This is a genomic window from Marinomonas fungiae, from assembly GCF_001418205.1.
GTDB lineage: Bacteria > Pseudomonadota > Gammaproteobacteria > Pseudomonadales > Marinomonadaceae > Marinomonas > Marinomonas fungiae.
In genome coordinates this window covers 178804-200751 of record NZ_LIQF01000006.1, presented here as the reverse complement: position 1 = coordinate 200751, position 21948 = coordinate 178804, and the positions used below count along the sequence as shown (strand labels likewise).

The following is a 21948-nucleotide window of genomic DNA, read 5'->3' as shown; positions in this document are numbered from 1 at the left end:
CGTAGGTGAACTATTTTGAGTACTAAGTTGTCTGTGAAATTTATATTACTGGTGTTGGTAACGGTCTTTGCTATTGGCTTGCCTTCTTATAGCTTATTCAAAGGCAGTAATGGCTCTGATGTCAGTGTGTCAACCGAATTACAGGCTCGATTGGATGAGTTAGCCATGACTTATCAACTTATCCAATCGCGAGCGGCGACAGACTCGATCTCTGCGGCTCAGGCGTTTCAGCAACAAAGCGCAGTGGTAGATGGCTTGTTTGCTGATGTACTGCCTCAATTAGTAAATGTCCAAACGGAAGAGCAAGGTGCTTCTAGTGCTTATCTTGCTATCGGGGCAGGTATTATCGCGATATTGTTGATTTTGTGGATTGCTACGAGTTTCACAACTTTAGTTAGCCAAATCTCTACCATGGTTTTAGCGATCTCAGCGGGACGCTATGAAGATGTCGCTAGGCTTAACAGTGATGGTGCTTTTGCAAGTTTAATTAAGCCATTACAGAAAGTAGCTATGGATCTTAAAAGTAAACAGGCTGAATTAGATCAGGCCAATCAAGCGAACCTAGCTCGCGAGCTTGAGTCAAATCGTATTCTTCAAGCGCTGAACGCAACTTCTACCAACGTCATGATCGCGGACTCTGAACGCAAGATTGTTTATATGAACAAATCTGTGGAAACAATGTTGCGCGGTGTAGAGGGTGAACTACGACAAGTTTTACCGCATTTTAACGTTGATACCATTGTTGGCTCGACGATGGATATCTTCCACAAGAATCCATCACATCAGGCAGATCTTTTGGCTTCTTTGGAAAAGGTCCACCAAGCTCAAATTAAAGTGGCTAATCTACATTTTCGCCTTATTGCCAATCCAATTTTTGATAGGAATGGACAGCGCATTGGTTCAGTTGTTGAATGGGCTGATCGTACGAGCGAAGTGCAGTCTGAGAAAGAAATTAGTCATCTTGTAGAAGAGGCTGCTGCAGGTAACTTTACGATTCGAGCAAAAGAAGAGGACAAGAAAGGCTTTATGCTGTTCATGGCGAAGGCTCTAAATCAATTGATGAGTACGGCCGATCACGGACTTGCAGACGTGGGTCGAGTATTGATGGCTATGTCTGAAGGTGATTTGACACAGCGAATCACAGAAGATTATCAGGGACAATTTGATAACTTAAAACGTTTCTGTAATGAAACCTGTGAAAACCTGACCAGTATGATTGCTGAAATTCAAGATGCTGCGGAAACTATTAACCATGCAGCGTCTGAGATTGCGCAAGGTAACTCTGACCTATCAGCTCGAACTGAAAGTCAAGCGTCAAGCCTTGAAGAAACGGCTTCGAGTATGGATCTAATGACAGGCAATGTGCGCCAAACATCTGAGAATGTGCGTAGCGCAAGTAGCTTGGCAAATGATGCATCGAAAGTGGCGAAGCAAGGTGGTGAGCAGGTTAAGCAAGTCGTCGCGACTATGTCATCGATAAATGATGCATCACGCGAGATTGCCGACATTATTAGCATTATCGACGGCATTGCTTTCCAGACCAATATTCTAGCGTTAAATGCTGCAGTAGAAGCGGCTCGCGCGGGTGAACAAGGGCGCGGTTTTGCAGTGGTGGCGTCAGAAGTTCGTACGCTTGCTCAACGTTCTGCAAATGCTGCGAAAGATATCAAAGAATTGATCTCTGACTCGGTATCGAAAGTGGAAGACGGCAACAAGCTTGTCAATCAGTCAGGTCAAATCATGGAGCAGATCGAGTCGGCAATTATGCGTGTTAACGATCTGATGTCACAAGTAGCGTCAGCATCCACTGATCAAGCAACTGGTTTGGATGAAATTAACCAAGCCGTGGTGCGGATGGATGAGATGACACAACAAAACGCCGCACTTGTTGAAGAAGCTGCCGCCGCCGCGGACAGCATGCGTTCGCAAGCTTTTAATTTGCAGCAGAACGTTCAGCGCTTCAATATTAAGCGTGGTTCTGTACCGACGCTTCAGCTGACGCAAGGGCATTAATTAAAGCGGCTTTCCCACCACTATTGCACAGGTCGTCGTCACTATGGCTCGTGAGTTTGGTTACACGGATGCGGACTTTAATAAAGTCCGCTCAGAGCTTCGTGCTCTAGCAGGAATTAATCTTGCCGACAGTAAGGAATCTATGGTTTACAGTCGGCTTGCTCCTCGTATACGTAAATTAGGCTTAAAGGAAGTTAAGCAGTATTTAAATTACCTAGAAACTCATCCAAATGAGCAAGAACATTTTATTAATGCGTTAACGACCAACTTGACGTCATTCTTCCGAGAGCCTCATCATTTTGACATGTTGCAAGAGTTTATCCATTCGGGGGAGCGTTGTGAGCGTCTATGGTGTGCAGCCTCCAGTACAGGAGAAGAGCCTTACTCTATCGCGATGACTTTAGTAAAGGCCTTTGGGCGCTTTGATATTTCCAGTCGTTTGATCGCCTCGGATATCGATAGTAATGTACTAACAAAAGCCAGTATGGGGGTCTACCCAATTGATAAAGTGGATCCTATAGAAAACAAGAAGAACTTTTTTCTACGCGGTAAAGGGGCAAATTTAGGGCATGCCAAAGTGGTGCCTCAGTTGCGTGATTTAGTTGAGTTCAGAAAAGTAAACTTGCTCGATAATAGCTATCCCATTCAACCAGGGTTGGACGTGATATTTTGTCGCAACGTGATGATTTACTTCGACAAAGATACACAAGTACAGATTCTTGAGAAGCTGCTTGAAAAGTTACGGCCCGGCGGACTGTACATCGCTGGTCATTCAGAAAACTTCAATCATTTGGGGCACCTGATGAAACCAGTTGGTCGTACTGCATATCGCAAAGTATAAGGAGGCTCAGTATGGCATTAAAAGAAGCTGCACAAGAGCACTTGGCGACTAGACGTTACTTTGATCGTCAGTTTGAAAGTGACGCAATGAAGGTGTTGCCGGGAGAATATTTCGCCACATCTGAAAGCATGATGATCACCACTTTATTGGGGTCATGCGTTGCTGTTTGTTTGTATGACCCCATTTCTAAAGTCGGTGGTATGAATCATTTTTTGTTACCTGAAGGTGATCCAAATGATCTTTTATCTGCATCTGGCCGTTATGGTGTATACGCTATGGAGATGCTGATTAACCATCTTGTAAAGTTGGGCGGACGCCGTGATCGCTTCCGTGCTAAGATTTTTGGTGGTGGGGCAGTGATTCGCGGTATGGTACACAACAATGTTGGTAAAAATAACGCTGAGTTTATTCAGTCATATTTAAAGAACGAAGGCATTCCTGTGGATGCTTCTGATTTGCTGGATATCTATCCTAGACGCATAAACTTCTTTCCTGTCTCTGGCAGAGCGTTAATGAAAAAACTGAAGAATCACTATGACGATGAGTTAATCGACAACGAGCTTCGCTACAAGCAGGCGGTTGTTGAAAGCCAGACTGATTCAGGTGATATTGATCTATTCTGATTAAGGTAACAAGTTGTATGTCACATCAACCCATTCGAGTATTAGTCGTTGATGACTCTGAACTTATTCGAAGGTTGTTAACTGAAGTTCTCAACTCTGATAAGGATATTTCTGTCGTTGGGGCTGCAAAAGACGCTTTTGAAGCCAAAAAACTAGTGAACCAACTCGCTCCTGACGTCATTACTTTAGACGTAGAAATGCCAGAAGTAGATGGTATCCGCTTTCTCGAAGTGTTGATGAAAGCCAAGCCCACACCTGTGATTATGATCTCTACACTGACGCGTGCTCGGGCGGAAATTACCTTGAAGGCCCTTGAATTAGGTGCGGTTGATTATATTGCAAAGCCTGTGATCAACGATATTTCCATGTTCCAGCAATATTCGACTACGCTGGTTAGTAAAGTCAAGATGGCCGCTCGAAGTCATGTTGGTCATGCTCGCCGCGAGCCAAGAAAGCCAGTTTCTTCTGCTGTAGATGTTAATCGAGTGATTGCTATCGGCGCTTCTACTGGTGGGACGGAGGCGATTAACAGTGTTTTACAGCAGTTGCCTGCCCAGAACTTCGCTGTGGTCATGACTCAGCATATGCCCGCAGGCTTTACTACCACTTATGCGGATCGCTTAAGTCGCACGACGGATTTCACTGTAATTGAAGCGCAAGGTGGTGAACAGCTACGACCAGGTTATGCTTTTTTAGCACCTGGGGGCTTCCATATGCGTGTGGTTCGAAAGGGCAATCTTCTTTATACCGATGTCTTTAAAGGAGAGAAGGTCAGTGGTCATTGTCCCTCTGTCGATGTTCTGTTTGATTCCGTTGCTACGGAAGTAGGGAAATTTTCCTTAGCCGCCTTGTTAACGGGGATGGGCAAAGATGGTGCGGAGGGGATGAAGAAAATCCATGATAATGGCGGTTTTACCGTTGCCCAAGATGAAGAGAGCTGCGTTGTATTCGGTATGCCGAGAGCTGCTATCGCGTTGGATGCAGTTAATCAAGTTGCAGCACTCGAAGATGTTGGGGCAGCGCTTATTTCAGGGTTGAAGCACCATAAAGCTGGATTGCCTTCTTAATGCCTCTATGACACGATTTATTGATAAATGTTAAATCCACCTTCTGAGCTTTACCGTCAGCGAGTACAAACGGGAGAGATCGAAAATGATGCTTTTCAGGCCGATGCACTCGCGGCACTCGATACTTTATGGCAACAGCTAAGCCATGAGGGCATCCCGCACAATCCTAGCTTAGGGGTCTATTTATGGGGCAGTGTAGGACGTGGTAAAACCATGCTTATGGATCTTTTTTTCCAGTCCTTACCTGACGGAATCGGGCGGCGCCAGCATTTCCATCATTTTATGAGTGACCTGCACCGAGAGTTGAATACAACTTTCGGTGTCGCAAATCCATTGCGTCATATCGCTGCGCGCATGGCCCGTGAGGTCAAAGTTATTTGCTTCGATGAGTTCTTTGTCTCTGATATTGCGGATGCCATGTTGTTAGGAAATTTAATTCAAGGGTTGTTTGATGAGGGGTGCTATTTGGTTGCTACCTCTAATATTCCAATCTCAGGGCTATTTCAAAATCAGCTGCAGAAGGACCGCTTCGCACCAACCATTGATGTGCTGGAATCTCGATTGTTAAGTTTTCACTTCGCCGGAAAAAAAGACCATCGCTTTCGCCTACCGGCGGACCAAAAGATATTTTTTACCTGCCAGTCTGAGTTCAATACATGTATGAGTAGCTTATTTGGAGAGCGCTCAAGTTTGCAGGGTACAATCCGAGTTAATCATCGCGAGCTACCTTACCTGCAGCAATCGGAATCCATTTTATGGTGTGACTTTAAAGATTTGTGTGTCAGCCCACGCTCTGCCCAAGATTACATCCGCCTAGCACAAGAGTATAGCTGTATTGTTGTTTCTAATATTCCTGAATTGAGTGGGACACCGTTCGAGCACATCAAAGCCCGTGGAACCGAAGACGGAGCCGTTGGTTCTGGTCAGACAGGAGAGCGAGAAGTGTCTCAAGGCATTCATGATGATGCCGTGAGGCGTTTTATTAGTCTGGTAGATGAATGCTATGATCAGCGTATTAAAATGCTGTTTCAGTCGGATGTTGCCTTAGAGAGCTTATATAGCAACGGTATCTTGTTATTTGAATTTCAGCGGACATTCAGCCGTATTTCTGAAATGCAAACGGCTGGTTATATATACTGATAAGGCACGCGTCTTATTTAAAAGATGAGTCGTCATCTCACTATACTGATGAGATGGTTTACACTTGTACTTGTGAACGCTCGACTGGTTGCTTAGCGCGTTATTTATATACGCACAAAATGTCAGGCGCGAGTTTACGGGCGAAAGTTCCGAAGGCGAGGCGTTCTAACTGATTCAAGCGTTGTTGTGGACGCAGCAATGCCAACCGAATTACGAGTATTAGATGTTGCTATTACGATATGTTCTTCGCGCTGATTTGCGTCGATTGATTCTTCTTTTAACCGTTGGCAGTGTTTTAGTAACATTAGGCAATAGTTATTTAGCGATATATAACGTGCAGCGTACGCTACTTGTCGAGAATACTCTAATTGCAAATCAGCGCTATGCATCGAAAGTCGCGGAGTCGGCTCAGATGATGCTAAATACCGCGCAACATTCGATTGCTTTTAGTGCGAGCTTATTCGCTAAAGAGCCTCTAACAAGTGTTAAAGCCGATGAGGAAGTGTATCGGTTGGTCAATCAGTTAGACGTGTTTAACTCTGCGATTGTGGTGAACAGTAAAGCTGAAGTGATGGCGGTTTATCCTGAAACAACCATCAGTAAAGGATACGTGCTGCCCGAAAATACTCGTCAATCATTTTATGAACGTAAACCTTTAATCAGTAACCCTTTTCATTCTATATCTGGTCATACGATTATTAGTATTTCTCACCCTATTTGGAACGAAGATGGCCAATATTTGGGCTACATCGCTGGCACGATCTATTTAGATAAGAATGGCTCTCTATCCCGCCTGATGAGAGAGCATTACTTTACCGATCACTCTTACTTGTATGTGGTTGATCAATACGGAGAGTTACTGTTCCACATCGATCCTGAGCGCGTTGGGGAAAATGTGGCGCAGATGCCGCTTGTGCAGAAAGCCATGACAGGTTTCGAAGGCAGTGCAGAAGGTCGTAATTCTAAAGGGATCGATATGTTGGCAGGCTTTGCACCAGTACGTGCCGCCAATTGGGGCGTTGTGGTGCAGAAGCCAAGAGAGCAGGTATTGGCTTCTTTGGATGAGCATTTAATGAGGGTGTTTTGGCAAAGTTTGCCACTTGCAATACTGACTTTAATCGTGATCTGGTTTTTGGCTTTGCTCATTTCCCGACCGCTACGACAACTTGCTCGCAATGCTGAAAGAGTCAATGAGAAAGATGTTCAGCAAAGTATTTTGGCCATTCGTTCTTGGTATTATGAAGCGTCCCAATTAAAAATGGCGGTGTTGAATGCTATTGGTTTGTTGAACGATAAAATTCATCAACTTGATACGGTTAGTCAAACTGACCCGTTAACCAATTTGTATAATCGGCGCGGTATGCAGCGATTACTGGATGAGTTTGAAGCGAACAATGAACCTTTCTCAGTGCTAGCATTAGATATTGATCACTTTAAGGCCGTGAATGATCGCTACGGTCATGATGTGGGGGATCTAGTGATCCAGCAGCTAGCGTTTCAAATGAAAACTTTTATACGTGAAGGTGATATTGCCTGCCGTGTAGGAGGGGAAGAGTTTTTGGTGTTTTTGCCGAACACCAATGCTGAAAAAGCGTTTAATCTTGCACAATCTCTACGTGAGAGCATTGCCAGTACGCAGATGCCAAAAGTTCAGCGTATTACGGTATCCGTTGGCTTAGGATGCGTTCATGAGAGCGTGACCATGCAGAATATTGATCTGGCGATTAAACAAGCGGATAGAGCGCTGTATAAAGCTAAAAACGCGGGCAGAAATTGTGTTTGTTTCTCGGATCACGTTTCTAGCTCAAAGTCTTCCGATCATTAGTTGTAATAACGTGGTGTTGCTTGCCTAGGGATATGAATGAGATGAAGGCCGTACTGTTTCGCTTGAGCTACCGCCAAGGTGCTTGGAGAAGCGAGATGACCAAGGCTAGCTACTTTGGCTCGTACTGCTTTTAGAATTAATTCGGTACTACAACGACTGCTCATTAATATATGCATATCTGCTAGCGGTATCTGATTTAAAAGTGCTTTACCAATTAGTTTGTCTAAAGCGTTATGACGGCCAATGTCTTCTGCAAAACATAGAAATTGACCTTCGGCGTCCAGCAACATAGCGCCATGAATAGCGCCAGATATACCGCCGACTTCTTGGTGTTCAGAGAAATGTTGTTTGGCTGCAAGCCATTGCTGATCTTTTAGAGAAGGGCTGGCTGTAAGGGGAGCGAGTTGTGGAAAGCTTTGTTCGATGGCTTCTATACCACAGAGCCCGCAGCCGCTGGTTCCTTTTCGTTGGCGCATGATCCCGGAGGAGCGATGTTGAGCACGGCCAGTCAGTTTTATGTTGGCATCAATGTGTGTTGGCACATCTTCAAGTTCGCTGGTGACATGGTTAATATCAATATCGAGTATTTCATTCGCTTGGATAATTAAGCCTTCAGAGTAGGCGAAGCCGACGATAAAGGCTTCCACGTCTACGGGTGTAATCATAATGACAGCGTAGTTGAGGTCATTGATGCTGATTGCAATAGGAACTTCTTGTACAAGTTCTATCTCAAACTGACCGTCTTGATTTGAGTAAAACTGAGTTTGGGTGCCAAGCTGCTTCATGGAAAAGTAACGCCTACTAGAACGAGAAGAGAGCCTCCAATGTATCCTAAAATTAGGTGTTAGAACATGTCTGATTAAGACAGCTAACTGACTTTGCTAGTTATTCTGTAAGGCTTGCTTACCTTTACCTAGTTATAGTGCGAGCTGACGTGATCATAGCTATTGTCGTGTATCAAGATCGTGTAATGGATACGATTTCATGCTCCTGCTTGGTCTGATGGACTGTCATTTTTAATGAGACTCAGGCAAGATGTGGCAGACTTATAACAAGCTCGGGTATATTGCCTGATTAGAATGATATTAATAATTTATTTTGGCAGCAGAGAGCTGCCCTGGAATGAAGTTTACTCTCTATGGTTCAACCGAAAAGGAAACTAAGTTGGCTACCTCGTGGCCCGCGACTTTGGGCTCTGGTCTTAGTATCAGTCTTTGTATTATTTTTAATTATTTATGAAGGGACTGTTGAGGACGACGAGCGGGCGGCTAACTATGAGGCGTTGCCTAACAGTCGCATAGTGCTGACGCCTATTACAACCCAGATAGCTAATGTGCCGCCGCCTCCCTCGCTGGATTCTTTAGCACCGCCAGAGATTGGCGTACGCGAAGGCGAAGAGGTTTCCCTAGTGGATCAAGTGGCTCAATCAGTACCAAAGCCTCGTCAGGTGGAGCATTTGATTAAATCTGGCGATACCTTAGAAGGCATCTTTCAAAGCTATGGCTTTCCGATTGCAACGCTTTACAACATATTAGAGGCAGATCAGGAATACTTGGTATTAGAACCTCTTCAAGTTGGGGACAGTCTGCGCTTTGAAACCAATGAAAAAGATGAATTAGTGCGAATCTCTCGTAAAATTGACCCCAGTAAAACGATTGCGTACGTTCAGCATGACAATGGTGGTTTTGTTTACAAAGAAGAGCTCAAGCCTATTAGTTGGAGCCAGTTTACCAAGCATGGTTCGGTAGAGGGCAGCTTTTATTTGTCTGCAAAACGTGCGGGATTGTCCGATGCTAACGTCATGACAATTAGTGACTTGTTAAAAGGGCGGCTTGATTTTCGTCGTGATATTCGCGCAGGGGATGCCTTTGATGTAGTTCTTAAGCAAGGTGATGTCGACGGTGAAACGGTTGGTTCGGAGCAAGTGGAAGCCGTGCGTATTAAGGTGCGTGGACAGTTTTATCAGGCGTTCTTAAATAGCTCTGATGGCCGTTTTTATGATGAAAATGGCAACAGTTTAACGCCAGCTTTACGTCGCTGGCCCACAGCGGCAAACTATAGAGTGAGCTCGGGCTTTAATCCAAATCGGTTGCACCCTGTTACCGGAAGACCCGCGCCACATAATGGCACTGACCTCGCTACGCCAAATGGTACGCAGGTGCTTGCGACTGGAGATGGTGTGGTGACGCGTACAGCAAATCACCGCTATGCTGGCAAGTACATCGACATCGATAACATTGGTAAGTACAGCACGCGTTTTCTGCACTTGAGTAAAATTTTAGTGAAAAAAGGGCAGCGAGTGAAACGGGGCCAGGTTATTGCATTATCTGGCTCTACTGGCCGTGTAACAGGCCCTCACTTGCATTATGAGCTGCATATTGGCGGTCGACCAGTTAATCCTATGACAGCCAAAATTCCGACCATGTCATCGATTCCAAAAGCTGAAAGAGGCGAGTTTGACCGCTCAATTGCGGCTTGGACTGAAATGATGAATGCCAAAGAGTTATTGTAAAGCTAGACGGTATTAGGGGATATAAAAAAACCTGCATGAAGCAGGTTTTTTTATATCAAAGGATTACTCAGTAATGCTGTGCTTCCGAGCACGTGCGTCTGAGTGAGCACTACGATGGAATTTATCGTGAGGCTTAGATTTGGATGAGCTATCTTCATCATAAGAGAAATTCGCACGTTTAAAAGCTTTCACGCGTTGCTCTTCAACTTCACCGTCATCCAGTGCTTTTCTCACCGCGCAGCCTGGCTCATTGCTGTGTGTACAGTCATTGAAACGGCATTTCTCAGCAAGCTTAGCAACCACTTCAAGTCCTGATGCAGAGCTCATCGCCTCACTCGCTTGTAGTTCTCGTAACTCTGGGGAGTCTAATAGAACGGAGCCATTTGGAAGGCGGAATAATGAGTCTTGCGCAACGCTAAAATGAGTGTTGGCATCATCTAAATCAATTAGGCTACGCACTAAACGGGACTTACCCGCACCCGGTGCACCAAGAATAGCGATTGTCTTACCTTTCTTAAAGAAGCTTTTTAGCGCTTCCACAGGCTCTGCCGACTTGGTATTAACAGTTTCTATCATAAGTAAAGGGTTGAGGCGCTGAACGCGATCCCGCTTCTCATCCACTTCCGTTTCGTCACACAAATCAGCCTTGGTTAACACGACAATTGCGTCAGACTCTGCTTCATGTACTAATTCAAGGTAGCGCTTAATCAGTTCAATATTAAAATTGTCATCAAGTGCACTTACGATCAATACCGTATCAATGTTGGAAGCAATAAGCTTTTGCTCTTGATTGAAAAGGGCGCTGCGATCCAATTTACGGACGAACTGATTATCAGAGTTAACGATCACCCAATCACCGATTGTCATATTCGGTTGCGAGGGTTGTACTGCTAAACTGATGAGACCTTGCTCAGAAAGTAAGGTGTAATTGGACGGTTCCACTCGGCAAACACGTGCAATTTTATGCGCTTCTAGGTCATCCAATGACAACTGCTGTTGGAAATAGGTTTGCCATCCTAGTTCAAACAAAGAGATAGATGCATCCATTAAGATAACTCCAGGTGCAAAAGCACCAACGAACTTGATAAAGAAAAGCCACTAGAATGCAAAAGTCGCTCTTCCCGTGAACAATTGGCTATGGTTAAAGAATGGTCAATAACTTCTAGCCAACAAAAATCGAGATTAGCACAGTGTTTAATCAGGAAAAATGTATTTTTGGTGTTTTTTATAGGCTTTCTTCTTTGTCTCTAAAATGCATAAAAATAGCGATATCCTCAGCAAAGATTTACGAATGAATGTCTTATGGTTATGGTATTGAAGGAGAAGCCGACCTTTGTAAAAGGATAGTCGGATAAGTTAGCGGAGTAGGAGGAGCCAAATATGCTGTTGCATACGAATATGTATTTTTTACTTGCCCTAGTATTTGTACTGTTAGGGATAACAACCGCCGACTTATATTTTCGCAGTGCTTGGGGGTGGGCGGCACTGTCTTTCTTTGTGGTGAGTTTAGCGTACATCTTTAATAACCCTTCCATTTTCAGAAAGCGGGCCGATGGTTCTATCCCTTTGTCTGTTCGTTGGACGCTTTGGCCATTTTTATGGGCGACACAATGCTTTAACGCCATCGCCCGCAGTCGAGATAAAGAACCTGCAATCCAAGAAGTCGAGCCCGGGCTGTTCTTAGCTCGACGCTTATTTCCGTCGGACATCCATTTTTTGAAAAGCCACAATATCTGTGCTGTGTTAGATGTGACGGCCGAGTTTAACTCCCTTAATTGGACTTTACTTGGAGAAGGGATTGACTATCTAAATGTGCCGATTCTAGATCATTCCACACCTTCTGAAGTACAGGTGAAACGCGCTTTAAATTGGATTCATACCCATCGTAAAGGAGGACGAAGCGTAATTGTTCACTGTGCCCTTGGGCGAGGGCGTTCGGTATTTATGATGGCGGCCTATTTATTGAGCCAGCACTCAGATCGAACTGTGGCTGGAGTGATCAAGCAGATTAAGAGTGTGCGCAAAAGTGCTCACCTAAACAAACGCCAGTTTCATAAGTTGTCGACAATGCATCACAAAGGAGCCTTGAGAGTCCATAACACCGCTTGGCTGATTGCTAACCCTGTGGCGGGGACTCGACAATGGCAACAAAGTAAAGAGCAAATAATAGAGCTTCTGTCACCTTATTACGACCTGACTATCCGCACTACATCGGAAAAGCATAATGGCAGCTATTGGGCGCAGAAAGCCTTGCGAAAACATCCAGATGTTATTATTGCCTGTGGTGGTGATGGCACCGTCGCTGAAGTTGCTCAGGAGCTAGTGAATACGCAGGTGAAACTTGGGATCATACCATTGGGCACGGCGAATGCTTTGAGTTATGCCCTTTGTGGTTTTGGGGTCAAAATTAATCCCGTTAAAACAGCGTGTATGGCGCTGATAGAAGGGGTTGAAAGCCGTATTGACACGGCGATCTGTAATGATGAAGTCATGCTCCTGTTATGTGGGGTAGGGTTTGAGCAGCAAATGATTGAGAAAGCAGACCGCGCGAAGAAAAACAACAGTGGGCAGCTGGCCTATTTGCAAGGACTGTCTGAAGCCGTAGGTGACAATAAAAGTACCGTATATAAAGTGCAAATGAATGATCAGGAAGTGACCGAGATTAATACGCCGAGTCTAACTATTGCCAATGCTGCGCCAGTAACCACCTTGCTTGCTCAAGGTCGAGGTGCACCAGACTTAATGGATGGGGAGATGGATCTGACTTGGTTGTCACCTGATCGAGCACAAATTTTAAATCTTTTGGAACTGGTTGGACACGGATTAACTAATCGTTATGAAGCCCACGATTACGAGGGGGTTCATCATGCGACTGCTTATCGCGTCAAACTTGAGGCTAAAAACGGAGAACTAGTGTCGTATGTATTGGATGGGGAGAATCGGGAAGCCGAGCAACTAGTAGTGGAAGTGATGCCAAAGTCTTTATCGGTTATGGTGCCAGCAAAATCAGCTTCTGTGAAAGATACGAAAGAGGAAAATGAAGAGGAAGCCCTATAGGCTTCCTCGACTCATGATGTCAATCCGGAACACGAATCTTTAATGTGCCAATAATCTGGCCTTTTTGGTCAGATGTTGGTGCATCAAATTCAAGTTCGTATTTGTCTCGATTTGGTCCAAATGTACCGATTAGCTTCTCATTCATGATGATTTGGTACGTTTCCGTATACGTTAAGTTAAGCGGCTCCGATGTCGCATTTCCCATTAGAAAGTTTTCGTTTAAACGAACCACTCTTGATTCGCCACGAATCCAATTACCAACTAACGGTTGCGCCTTAAATGAGGCTTGATTATCTACTTCCAATGCTGATAGATGAACTTGTAGCTGATCGCCTTTCTTGGGTTGATCACGACGTTCCATGACACGTTTATCTAGCGCCACGATCTGCGTTGTTAACTCACTCGTGAAACTTTGTAGCTCGCTCACCTTGCTCTTGAGTAAAGCGATATCATTTGTTGAAGGAATCGACAAGCTTGGTTTGTTTATGGTTCGTCCAAGACGCGACTCAAGTTCTTGAATATTCTGTTCAGCAAGCGTTTTCAACGATTGATACTGCGCCAACAGCTCCTGATTCGAAAGTTCAGTTTTTGCTGTCTTGTCCTCTTGGATAGACTGTGTTTCTGATGTTTGCTCAGCCTCTGTGTTGTTGGGTATACCTACTTCGTTTGCAGTGGAGTCAGAGGAAGTCGGTTTTGTCGGCAAAGAACATGCCGCTAACAACAAAGGAATTAGAACAAAACCAGTACGAATGATCCTCATAGTCGAAATGTTTCCTAATGTAAATAAGATGTGCGCCAAGTATGCGGTAATGAGGCTTAGATGTCGAGTCAGCGAATGCGCAACAAATCGAGGACCATGTAAAGAACCCCCGATTTAATTGAGATTTTACTGCTGATGGTTCCAATTGATGCAATCTTCAAGAATGACGCCTTTGCCACCAAAGATATCCAAAGCGCTGCCGATGGTTAAATCGACTTGACCATTAGACAGCTCATGCACACGCTTAAGATCTGCTAAGGATCGGGCTCCTCCTGCATAAGTCACATCAATTGGACAGCCCTGTCCTAACAGAGTGACTAGCCTTTCATCAATGCCAGCTTGTAAGCCCTCAACATCTGCCGCATGAATTAAGAATTCATCGCAATGGTTAGCGAGCTCGATTAAGTTGTCTAGGTTCACTTCTGTAGAGGTAATGGTCTGCCAGCGATCCGTTGCAATAAACCAACTGTCATCAACACGACGACAACTCAAGTCCAGAACCAAACGTTCGGTCCCTGTTTCGCGCTTAATTTGATCAAGGCGATCCCACGAGAATTCGCCGTTTTCGAATAAGTACGACGTAACTATAACGTGAGAGGCACCAGCTTTTAGGAATTCTGCTGCGTTTTTAACGGTCACACCACCGCCATACTGAAGTCCATTAGGGTAGGCTCGAAGAGCACTTAACGCTTCTAGTTTATTCTCGTGATCCTTGCCCAGTGCAATGACATGACCACCTGTTAAACCATGCTCACGATATAGGTTGGCGTAATAGGCCGCGTCGTAGTCGCTAATAAAGTTTTCTTTAGCGCCAGTGTCATTCAAGCTCCCCCCTACAATCTGTTTCACTTTGCCTTGGTGTAGGTCGATGCATGGACGAAATAGTGTCACTGATGGCTCCAGTCTTAAATCAAAAAGGACGTTGATTGTAACGAACTTGTCAAAAGATGCGAAGTAACATTATGAAAGCTAAGTGACCTGTTACAATATTGCCACGACAAACAGCAATTGAGCGAAGATATGGCGTTACAGGTCTCGAATACCGTAGAAATACCGGATCATGAAATTGAAATGAGTGCGATCCGAGCACAAGGGGCGGGCGGGCAAAATGTGAATAAGGTTTCTAGTGCCATCCATTTACGTTTTGATATCGTGCAATCTTCACTTCCTGAGCGCATCAAAGAGCAACTTTTAGCTTTGCAAGATAGCCGTATTTCTAAAGAGGGGGTGTTGGTGATTAAAGCCCAGCAATTTCGCACTCAAGAAGCCAACCGTGAGGATGCGTTAGCGCGTTTATTAGCGCTGATCCTCGACGCTTGCCGACCGCAAAAAGCGCGCCGAGCCACCAAGCCGACTAAGAGTTCGCAACGTAAACGCTTAGACAGCAAAAAGCAGCGTGGGGCGATTAAAAGCCAACGCCAAGCAAAATGGTAAAGAAAACTAATCATTATTAGCTATTGTTATATTGAGATTATTTGTATTGCCAAATGGTATAAGCTTATTACTATTTGTGTTGACTCATGTAAATAATAAGAATCTAATATGCCCCGAGCATTGCTTCTGGGTGTTATGCCACTTCGTGTTGAGAGTTATTATCTTACTTCCTTATTGTAAGGATTGTGTAAGTTGAACGAGAGTGAAGTTATTAGCGTTATTTATTGATCTAACGCAATGACCCATAAGCCTTGCTAATAAATAATTCACGTGTATGCCAGTCATACATTTTGTGAATGTTTTGGCATTTGTGGCGACCAAAAGAAATAAGAGCATTTCAGTGCCTAGGAAGAGCCGCCGTTTTCTTACGTTAGACATGGGTTAAGATCATGATTAATGAAGCAGTTGTAGAGCTCTCGCGGTTACAGTTTGCGCTAACGGCCATGTACCACTTTTTGTTTGTACCTCTGACCCTCGGCCTCTCTTTCCTTCTCGCGATTATGGAGTCCGTGTATGTCATTACTGGCAAACAGGTGTACAAGGACATGGTGCGCTTTTGGGGTAAGTTATTTGGTATTAACTTCGCCCTAGGTGTGACAACCGGTTTGACTATGGAGTTCCAATTTGGAACTAACTGGTCTTACTACTCGCATTACGTAGGCGACATCTTCGGTGCGCCATTGGCAATCGAAGGGTTGATGGCCTTCTTCCTAGAATCCACCTTAGTTGGCTTGTTCTTCTTTGGTTGGGACCGCCTAAGCAAAGTGAAGCACTTAATGGTGACCTGGTTGGTGGCTTTAGGTTCTAACTTATCTGCTCTATGGATCTTGATCGCTAACGGCTGGATGCAAAACCCTGTCGGATCTGAATTCAACTACCAAACCATGCGTATGGAATTGGTGGACTTTGGTGCCTTGCTATTTAACCCAGTGGCGCAGGTGAAATTTGTTCACACTGTATCAGCAGGTTATGTAACTGGTGCCATCTTCGTATTGGTTATCTCCAGCTACTACTTACTTAAAAATCGTGACCTTGCCTTTGCTCGTCGTTCTTTCGCTATTGCATCGGCGTTCGGTTTAGCGGCAACGCTAAGTGTAATCATCCTGGGTGACGAGTCTGGTTACGAGCTAGGTGAAGTGCAGCGTGTGAAACTAGCGGCTGTTGAAGCAGAGTGGGAAACTCACGAAGCACCAGCACCGTTCACAATCATTGGTTTCCCGAATCAAGAGCTTGAAGAAACTGAGTATGCCTTGCGCATGCCAGGCTTAATGGGCTTGATTGCAACCCGTTCCCTTGATGAGGAAGTGGTTGGTATCAAAGAGCTGAAAGAATATCACCGCCAGCGCATTGTTAACGGCATTTATGCTAACCAACTGCTAGCGGAACTTCGCAGTGGTAATGAAGACCCTCTATTGAAAGAGAACTTCGAAAAAGTGAAAGATGACCTTGGCTACGGTCTATTGGTAACAGCTTTTACGGATGACATTAATAATGTCACACCAGAGCAACTCGATATGGCTGTGGATTACTCGATTCCGAAAGTTGCGCCGCTGTTCTTTGCCTTCCGCATCATGGTGGCGGCAGGGTTCTTGATGTTGGTCGTGTTTGCGGTTGCGTTCTATCAAAACGCTCGTCGTCGCATTGGCCAAAACCGATTGTTCTTGAAAGCCATTATGTTGACGTTGCCGTTGCCTTGGATTGCCTGTGAAACTGGTTGGTTTGTTGCTGAATATGGACGTCAACCGTGGGCCATTGGTGAGGTGTTACCGGTTCACGTAGCAGTGTCGAACCTAACAACAGGTCAAATCTGGCTATCACTTGGCTTGATGACAGCTTTGTACACTGTGTTCTTGATCGCAGAGATGTACTTGATGATCCGCTTTGCTAAGCAAGGTCCTTCAAGTCTGCATACTGGCCGTTATGCGCTAGAAAAAGAAACAGACCAGCTTAAAGCGCAGGAGGTTTAAGATGGATTACGAAATGTTAAAAGTCATTTGGTGGGTATTGGTTGGCGTATTGCTAATCGGTTTTGCCATCACCGACGGCTTTGATATGGGCGTTGGCTCACTTTTGAACGTGATAACAAAAGACGACTCAGAGCGCCGGATTATGATCAACTCGATTGCGCCGCACTGGGATGGTAACCAAGTATGGTTTATCACCGCAGGTGGTGCCTTATTCGCAGCTTGGCCTGTTGTTTACGCTACGTCGTTCTCCGGCTTTTACATGGCCATGATCTTAACCTTGGCGGCGTTATTCTTCCGTCCAATTGGCTTTGATTACCGTTCTAAGCTTGAAGGTACGAAATGGCGTAGAAACTGGGATTGGGGCATTGGCTTTGGTTCGGCAGTTCCGCCAATCATCTTTGGCGTGGCGTTTGGTAACCTATTGCAAGGCGTACCATTCCAGTTTGACGAATACCTACGTGTGACTTACACCGGCTCATTCTTTGCTTTGCTAAACCCATTTGCGATTCTTTGTGGTTTGGTCAGTTTGCTGATGCTTGTGACACAGGGTGGTGCTTGGTTGCTATTGAAAACGGAAGGCAACTTATTCGCCAAAGTGCGTAAAGCAACGATGGTGTCTGGTGTGTTAACCGCTGTCTTGTTTGCACTGGCTGGCGTTTGGCTGGCCTATGGCATCGATGGTTACGTTATCACTAGCGAGTTTGATGGTAACTCTGTTATGACGCCTCTGATGAAAACAGCGGAAGTCCAAGCAGGTGCTTGGTTAGCCAACTACAGTGTTTTCCCTGCGCTAATCCTTGCTCCAATCGTTGGTATTGCTGGTATGTTATTAGCTGGTCTAATGGGCGCGGCGGGTCGAGGTGGCTTGGCATTCCTACTGTCTTCTCTAGGTATTGCTGGCATCATTATGACTGCGGGTGGCTCTATGTTCCCGTTCCTAATGCCGTCCTCGTCTTTCCCAAACATGAGTTTGACTATGTGGGACGCGACTTCGAGTGAGACTACCATGATGATCATGTTTGTTGTGGCGTGTATCTTCGTACCGATTATACTGCTTTACACTCTATGGAGTTACTTCGTGATGTTTGGTCGTTTGAGTAAAGAGCACATTGCTAAAAACTCACATTCACTTTATTAAGATGCAAAGGGGCAGGGGAACCTGCCCCGCTATAAGGAGTCATTATGTGGTATTTTGCTTGGGTGTTGGGTGTACTATTAGCGTGTTCATTCGGCATCATTAATGCTGTCTGGCTTGAATTCTCCGGCTATGACGGCGAATCTCCAGAAGATTCAATGTAATACTATTAGGGTTTATTACCTTATGATTTAAGGCTTTAGCGATGCGTAAACGGGTTAAGACACCAGAACATCAGTTTCTTTTCGACTTGCAACAAGCTGAAAAAAGACGCTTTTTAGCAGTGAAATGGTTAGGGGTCTTAATCGCGCTAGCGATCGTGGCACAAGCCTTAGGGTTAGCCTCTGTCTTTGCTAATCTTGTACTTGAGGGGGATCTCCCCCTCAAGTCAGCCGCCTTAGCTGGTGGTGCCTTTCTATTCAAAGCTGTGTTGCAGTTTGTACGTGAGCAACTCAGTGCAACAGCCAGCCGCAATATCCGCTTTTCTTTACGTAAACGCTTAATCCGTCATCTTGCCCATCTGGGGCCGAAACGCCTTGAGCTAGATGAAGATGCAGGGCTGTCTACTCGTGTTTACGAACAGGTTGATGCGTTGGATGATTATTACAGTCGTTATGTCGGCCAAGTATTTCTTGTGACCTTTGTACCTTTGACCATATTAGTGTCAGTATTGCCTGTGTCTTGGGTCGCTTTTTTTATCTTTGCATTGACCGCGCCTTTGGTGATCTTTTTCATGATTTTGGTTGGCCACAAAGCGGCCAATGCTAATCGTAAACAGTTCAAGGTGTTATCGTTGTTATCCAATCAATTCATGGATCTCAACCAAGGTATGGCGGAGCTAAAGCGTCTGGAGCAGGTTGATATTGCCCGCGAGCGCTTGGCTCTGACGGCCAGCGAGTATCAAAAGAACACCATGGGAGTGCTACGTTTAGCATTTCTATCAACAGCAACGCTTGAATTGTTCTCTTCTGTCGCGATTGCCATGGTGGCACTGTACTTGGGATTGGGTCTATTAGAGCAGTTGCCTTGGCAAGCTGGGGTGGCACCAGTGAGTTTGTTTGCGGCCTTTTACTTATTGCTATTGGCGCCTGAGTTTTATTTGCCTCTACGTCAATTGGGCAATGACTACCATGCTAAACAGAAAGCGGAAGCTGCTGCTACGCAGATCGCTGAGATCTTGTTGTTAACCGAGTCAGATCAAGAGGATTCGGCTGCCGTTTTAAATCCCCATTCCCTTGGCAAGCAATCTGCCTGTTTGATTGAGTTTCAAAATGTACATTGGGCTGACGCGGGCCGCATTCGATTAGCTAACTTAAGCGCGCAAATTAAGGCTAAAGATCGCGTTTGGTTAAGGGGGCGATCTGGCGTCGGTAAGTCAAGCTTGATGGCGATTTTGTTGGGCTTTGAGCAACATTATGAAGGCGGGCTTTTAATAGAAGGAGAGCCGTTAAAAGCAAGCAACTTATCAGCTTGGCGACGTCGTCTGGCCTGGTTGCCGCAAACACCAGAATGGGTGCAAGGCACGATTCGGCAAAACTTGGAGCTCGGCTTAGGGCATTGTACCGATGATGCGTTACGCAATGCATTAATGAAGGCTCAATGCTGGGATTTTGTTGGTAGCTTACGCTTTGGTTGGGACACTGCCATCAGTGAAGCGGGAACCGGATTGTCCGGTGGTCAAATGCAGCGTTTGTCCATTGCCCGCGCATTACTAAGCCAAGCGGATATCTGGTTATTAGACGAACCTTGTTCAAGCTTAGACAGTGAAACAGCAGAGCTGGTTCTGAATACATTAGATGAAGCCAGTTATGGCAAAACCGTTTTAATCATTAGTCATGATACGCATCCGGTGATTTGGGCGAATCAGCAGTGGCTTATGACCGAGGAAGGTGTCCATGTCGAAGCGCAAACCCCCATCTCTTACGTTTAAATCTCTGTTACTGGATAACCCTGTTGGCTTATTAGTGGCGACGTTAATTGGCATCATTGCCAGTTTGGCGGCGGTGGCATTACTTGGCATATCAGGGTGGTTTCTATCGGCGGCAGGCCTTGCCAGTGCGATGGGCACGGCATTGGTGTTTAACTTTTTTACACCAGGCGCTTTGGTGCGATTGATGGCGATTCTTCGGACTGCTGGTCGTTATGGTGAGCAAGTTTTTTCTCATGACCATCTCTTAGGTTTATTGCGAAGTTTACGGTTGTGGGTGTGGGATCAGCGTGTCAAAACACCATTTAGCCATGTTTACCAACAGACACGAGGTGATCTGTTGCAGCGCTTGGTGGGTGATGTGGACATGATCATCAAGTGGCCGCTGGCCGTTATCATGCCTTGGATATATGGCCTGCTAGGCTGTCTGGCTTTGTTGCTATTGGCGCTGTCGATCAAAATGGAGCTTGTTTTTCCTATTTTGATTTATGCTGTGTTACAGCTATTTGGGATGATTTGGCTTGCCAATCGCTTGGCGTTGCCCGCCGTTTATCGAATGCAGGCTTTGGCCGTTCATCGCCGTAGTCGTTTTATGTCGTTTTTTTCTGCTCTGATTACTTTGACGATTCGTGGTCATTGGCAGCATTACGGTGATCGCTTAGGGATGCTCGATGAGCGACAAAAGACTTTGCAGCAGCGTTTGCAGCGTGTTGTGTCATGGCAAAAGCTCGTCAGTCATATATTCACCATCGCTTTAATTTTTGCTTTATTGATGCTCTGTGTTTCCTGGACGGAGCAGGGAGCTACGCTAGATACTGAGATTGATGGAGCTTGGTTGGTGGCGTTAATCTTAGCAGTACTTGGTGTAAATGAATTAATTCAACCTCTAGCAAATGCGGTATTGTCCCAAGGGCAGTCCCAGGTCGGGTTAAGACGCTTAAATCAATTAGCTGTGATTGCTGCCAGTGAGACTGGCGATAACATACCTGTTCCTAGTGTTGAAGCCATTGAATTAAGTAAGTTTGTTGGTTTTTATGATCCCCATTCCGTATTACGCCTGCCGAAAGTGACACTTCAAATGCAAAGTGGTCAGCGTCTTCGTATCACCGGATCCAGTGGCGCAGGCAAGAGTACTTTCCTTGCCGCTTTAGCTGGAGACTTGCCGTATCGTGGAGAGGTCTTTTTAAACGGTCACAATGTGTGCCTGACGGATCAACCAAAGTGGCGTAGTCAGATTGCGTATTTGTCGCAGCAATCGGTTATCTTTCAGCAGAGTTTAGGAGCAAATCTACGGCTAGGTAATCCTCAGGCGAGTGATGCGCAGCTGATGGAAGTGTTGAATCTGTTAGGTCTGAAAGAATGGGCCGAAGCTTTGCCCAATGGCTTGAATACCTTGCTTGGTGCGCAGGGGCGCGATATTTCTGGTGGGCAGGCTCGACGTCTTTGTCTTGCGAGATCCTTATTGCGTGGTGCGCCTATCATGATTTTGGATGAACCCTTCGACGGTTTAGACGGTTCGAGTATCCAGCGTGTATGCGATGCCCTAGAGCACTATGCGTTTAGACCTAAAATGCTTATTTATGTTAGCCACATTGATTCGCCGCTTGATCGACGCTCGCGACAGCTTGAGCTGCTTTAGTGGGGGGA

General features: G+C 45.4%; 18 protein-coding genes. 14 read left to right on the top strand and 4 right to left on the bottom strand.

The features are described 5' to 3' along the window. Positions 1-15: 15 nt before the first annotated feature. The 6 genes from ASC49_RS11060 (at position 16) to ASC49_RS11035 (ending at position 7509) form a co-directional block, all read left to right on the top strand. On the top strand, positions 16-2013 hold the full coding sequence (locus ASC49_RS11060; protein WP_055463298.1) for a methyl-accepting chemotaxis protein: 1998 nt from the start codon (positions 16-18) through the stop codon (positions 2011-2013). A gap of 43 nt (positions 2014-2056) precedes the next feature. Continuing rightward, entirely contained in the window at positions 2057-2854 is a 798-nt protein-coding gene (locus ASC49_RS11055) for a CheR family methyltransferase (protein WP_055463297.1), read from the top strand. 11 nt (positions 2855-2865) lie between these two features. Then, a complete protein-coding gene (gene cheD, locus ASC49_RS11050) occupies positions 2866-3477 on the top strand; it encodes a chemoreceptor glutamine deamidase CheD (RefSeq protein ID WP_055463296.1) in 612 nt (203 codons plus the stop codon). Positions 3478-3494: 17 nt separating this feature from the next. Then, complete coding sequence (locus ASC49_RS11045; RefSeq protein WP_055463295.1) at positions 3495-4544, top strand: protein-glutamate methylesterase/protein-glutamine glutaminase; 1050 nt, start codon at positions 3495-3497, stop codon at positions 4542-4544. 27 nt (positions 4545-4571) lie between these two features. After that, positions 4572-5684, top strand: a complete 1113-nt coding sequence (zapE, locus tag ASC49_RS11040; RefSeq protein ID WP_055463294.1) for a cell division protein ZapE — start codon at positions 4572-4574, stop codon at positions 5682-5684. A gap of 223 nt (positions 5685-5907) precedes the next feature. Next, the gene (locus ASC49_RS11035) at positions 5908-7509 is read left to right on the top strand and encodes a sensor domain-containing diguanylate cyclase (RefSeq protein ID WP_055463293.1); all 1602 of its coding nucleotides are present in this window, start codon (positions 5908-5910) and stop codon (positions 7507-7509) included. Here the strand turns inward: ASC49_RS11035 and ASC49_RS11030 are convergent. Beyond that, complete coding sequence (locus ASC49_RS11030; RefSeq protein ID WP_055463292.1) at positions 7506-8294, bottom strand: formate dehydrogenase accessory sulfurtransferase FdhD; 789 nt, start codon at positions 8292-8294, stop codon at positions 7506-7508. The two genes, ASC49_RS11035 and ASC49_RS11030, sit on opposite strands and share 4 nt — an antisense overlap. A 353-nt stretch (positions 8295-8647) precedes the next feature. Between ASC49_RS11030 and ASC49_RS11025 the strand changes: the two genes are divergently transcribed. Beyond that, the gene (locus ASC49_RS11025) at positions 8648-10021 is read left to right on the top strand and encodes a peptidoglycan DD-metalloendopeptidase family protein (protein ID WP_055463291.1); all 1374 of its coding nucleotides are present in this window, start codon (positions 8648-8650) and stop codon (positions 10019-10021) included. A 63-nt stretch (positions 10022-10084) separates the two neighbouring features. Here the strand turns inward: ASC49_RS11025 and rsgA are convergent, their stop codons facing one another. Then, the gene (rsgA, locus tag ASC49_RS11020; protein WP_055463290.1) at positions 10085-11068 is read right to left on the bottom strand and encodes a GTPase RsgA; all 984 of its coding nucleotides are present in this window, start codon (positions 11066-11068) and stop codon (positions 10085-10087) included. Positions 11069-11401: 333 nt separating this feature from the next. Between rsgA and ASC49_RS11015 the strand changes: the two genes are divergently transcribed. Further along, a complete protein-coding gene (locus ASC49_RS11015; RefSeq protein ID WP_245624696.1) occupies positions 11402-13078 on the top strand; it encodes a diacylglycerol kinase family protein in 1677 nt (558 codons plus the stop codon). Positions 13079-13097: 19 nt separating this feature from the next. Here the strand turns inward: ASC49_RS11015 and ASC49_RS11010 are convergent, their stop codons facing one another. Both ASC49_RS11010 and hisA read right to left on the bottom strand, forming a co-directional pair. Then, the gene (locus tag ASC49_RS11010) at positions 13098-13838 is read right to left on the bottom strand and encodes a hypothetical protein (RefSeq protein ID WP_055463289.1); all 741 of its coding nucleotides are present in this window, start codon (positions 13836-13838) and stop codon (positions 13098-13100) included. Between the two features lie 126 nt (positions 13839-13964). Further along, positions 13965-14729 (bottom strand): phosphoribosylformimino-5-aminoimidazole carboxamide ribotide isomerase, encoded by a 765-nt coding sequence (hisA, locus tag ASC49_RS11005; protein ID WP_055463288.1) that lies wholly within the window; start codon positions 14727-14729, stop codon positions 13965-13967. Between the two features lie 129 nt (positions 14730-14858). Between hisA and arfB the strand changes: the two genes are divergently transcribed. The 6 genes from arfB (at position 14859) to ASC49_RS10975 (ending at position 21940) form a co-directional block, all read left to right on the top strand. Then, positions 14859-15272, top strand: a complete 414-nt coding sequence (gene arfB, locus ASC49_RS11000) for an alternative ribosome rescue aminoacyl-tRNA hydrolase ArfB (protein ID WP_055463287.1) — start codon at positions 14859-14861, stop codon at positions 15270-15272. A 389-nt stretch (positions 15273-15661) separates the two neighbouring features. Next, entirely contained in the window at positions 15662-17239 is a 1578-nt protein-coding gene (locus ASC49_RS10995) for a cytochrome ubiquinol oxidase subunit I (RefSeq protein ID WP_055463286.1), read from the top strand. A 1-nt stretch (position 17240) separates the two neighbouring features. Further along, positions 17241-18377, top strand: a complete 1137-nt coding sequence (gene cydB / locus ASC49_RS10990; RefSeq protein WP_055463285.1) for a cytochrome d ubiquinol oxidase subunit II — start codon at positions 17241-17243, stop codon at positions 18375-18377. A 44-nt stretch (positions 18378-18421) separates the two neighbouring features. After that, positions 18422-18538 (top strand): cytochrome bd-I oxidase subunit CydX, encoded by a 117-nt coding sequence (gene cydX, locus ASC49_RS10985; protein WP_055463284.1) that lies wholly within the window; start codon positions 18422-18424, stop codon positions 18536-18538. A 41-nt stretch (positions 18539-18579) separates the two neighbouring features. Continuing rightward, positions 18580-20304 carry a thiol reductant ABC exporter subunit CydD gene (gene cydD, locus ASC49_RS10980; RefSeq protein ID WP_055463283.1) on the top strand — a complete coding sequence of 575 codons (1725 nt, stop codon included), beginning with the start codon at positions 18580-18582 and terminating at the stop codon, positions 20302-20304. Then, positions 20270-21940 carry an amino acid ABC transporter ATP-binding/permease protein gene (locus ASC49_RS10975; RefSeq protein WP_055463282.1) on the top strand — a complete coding sequence of 557 codons (1671 nt, stop codon included), beginning with the start codon at positions 20270-20272 and terminating at the stop codon, positions 21938-21940. Before cydD ends, ASC49_RS10975 begins: the two co-directional genes overlap by 35 nt. Positions 21941-21948 lie beyond the last annotated feature (8 nt).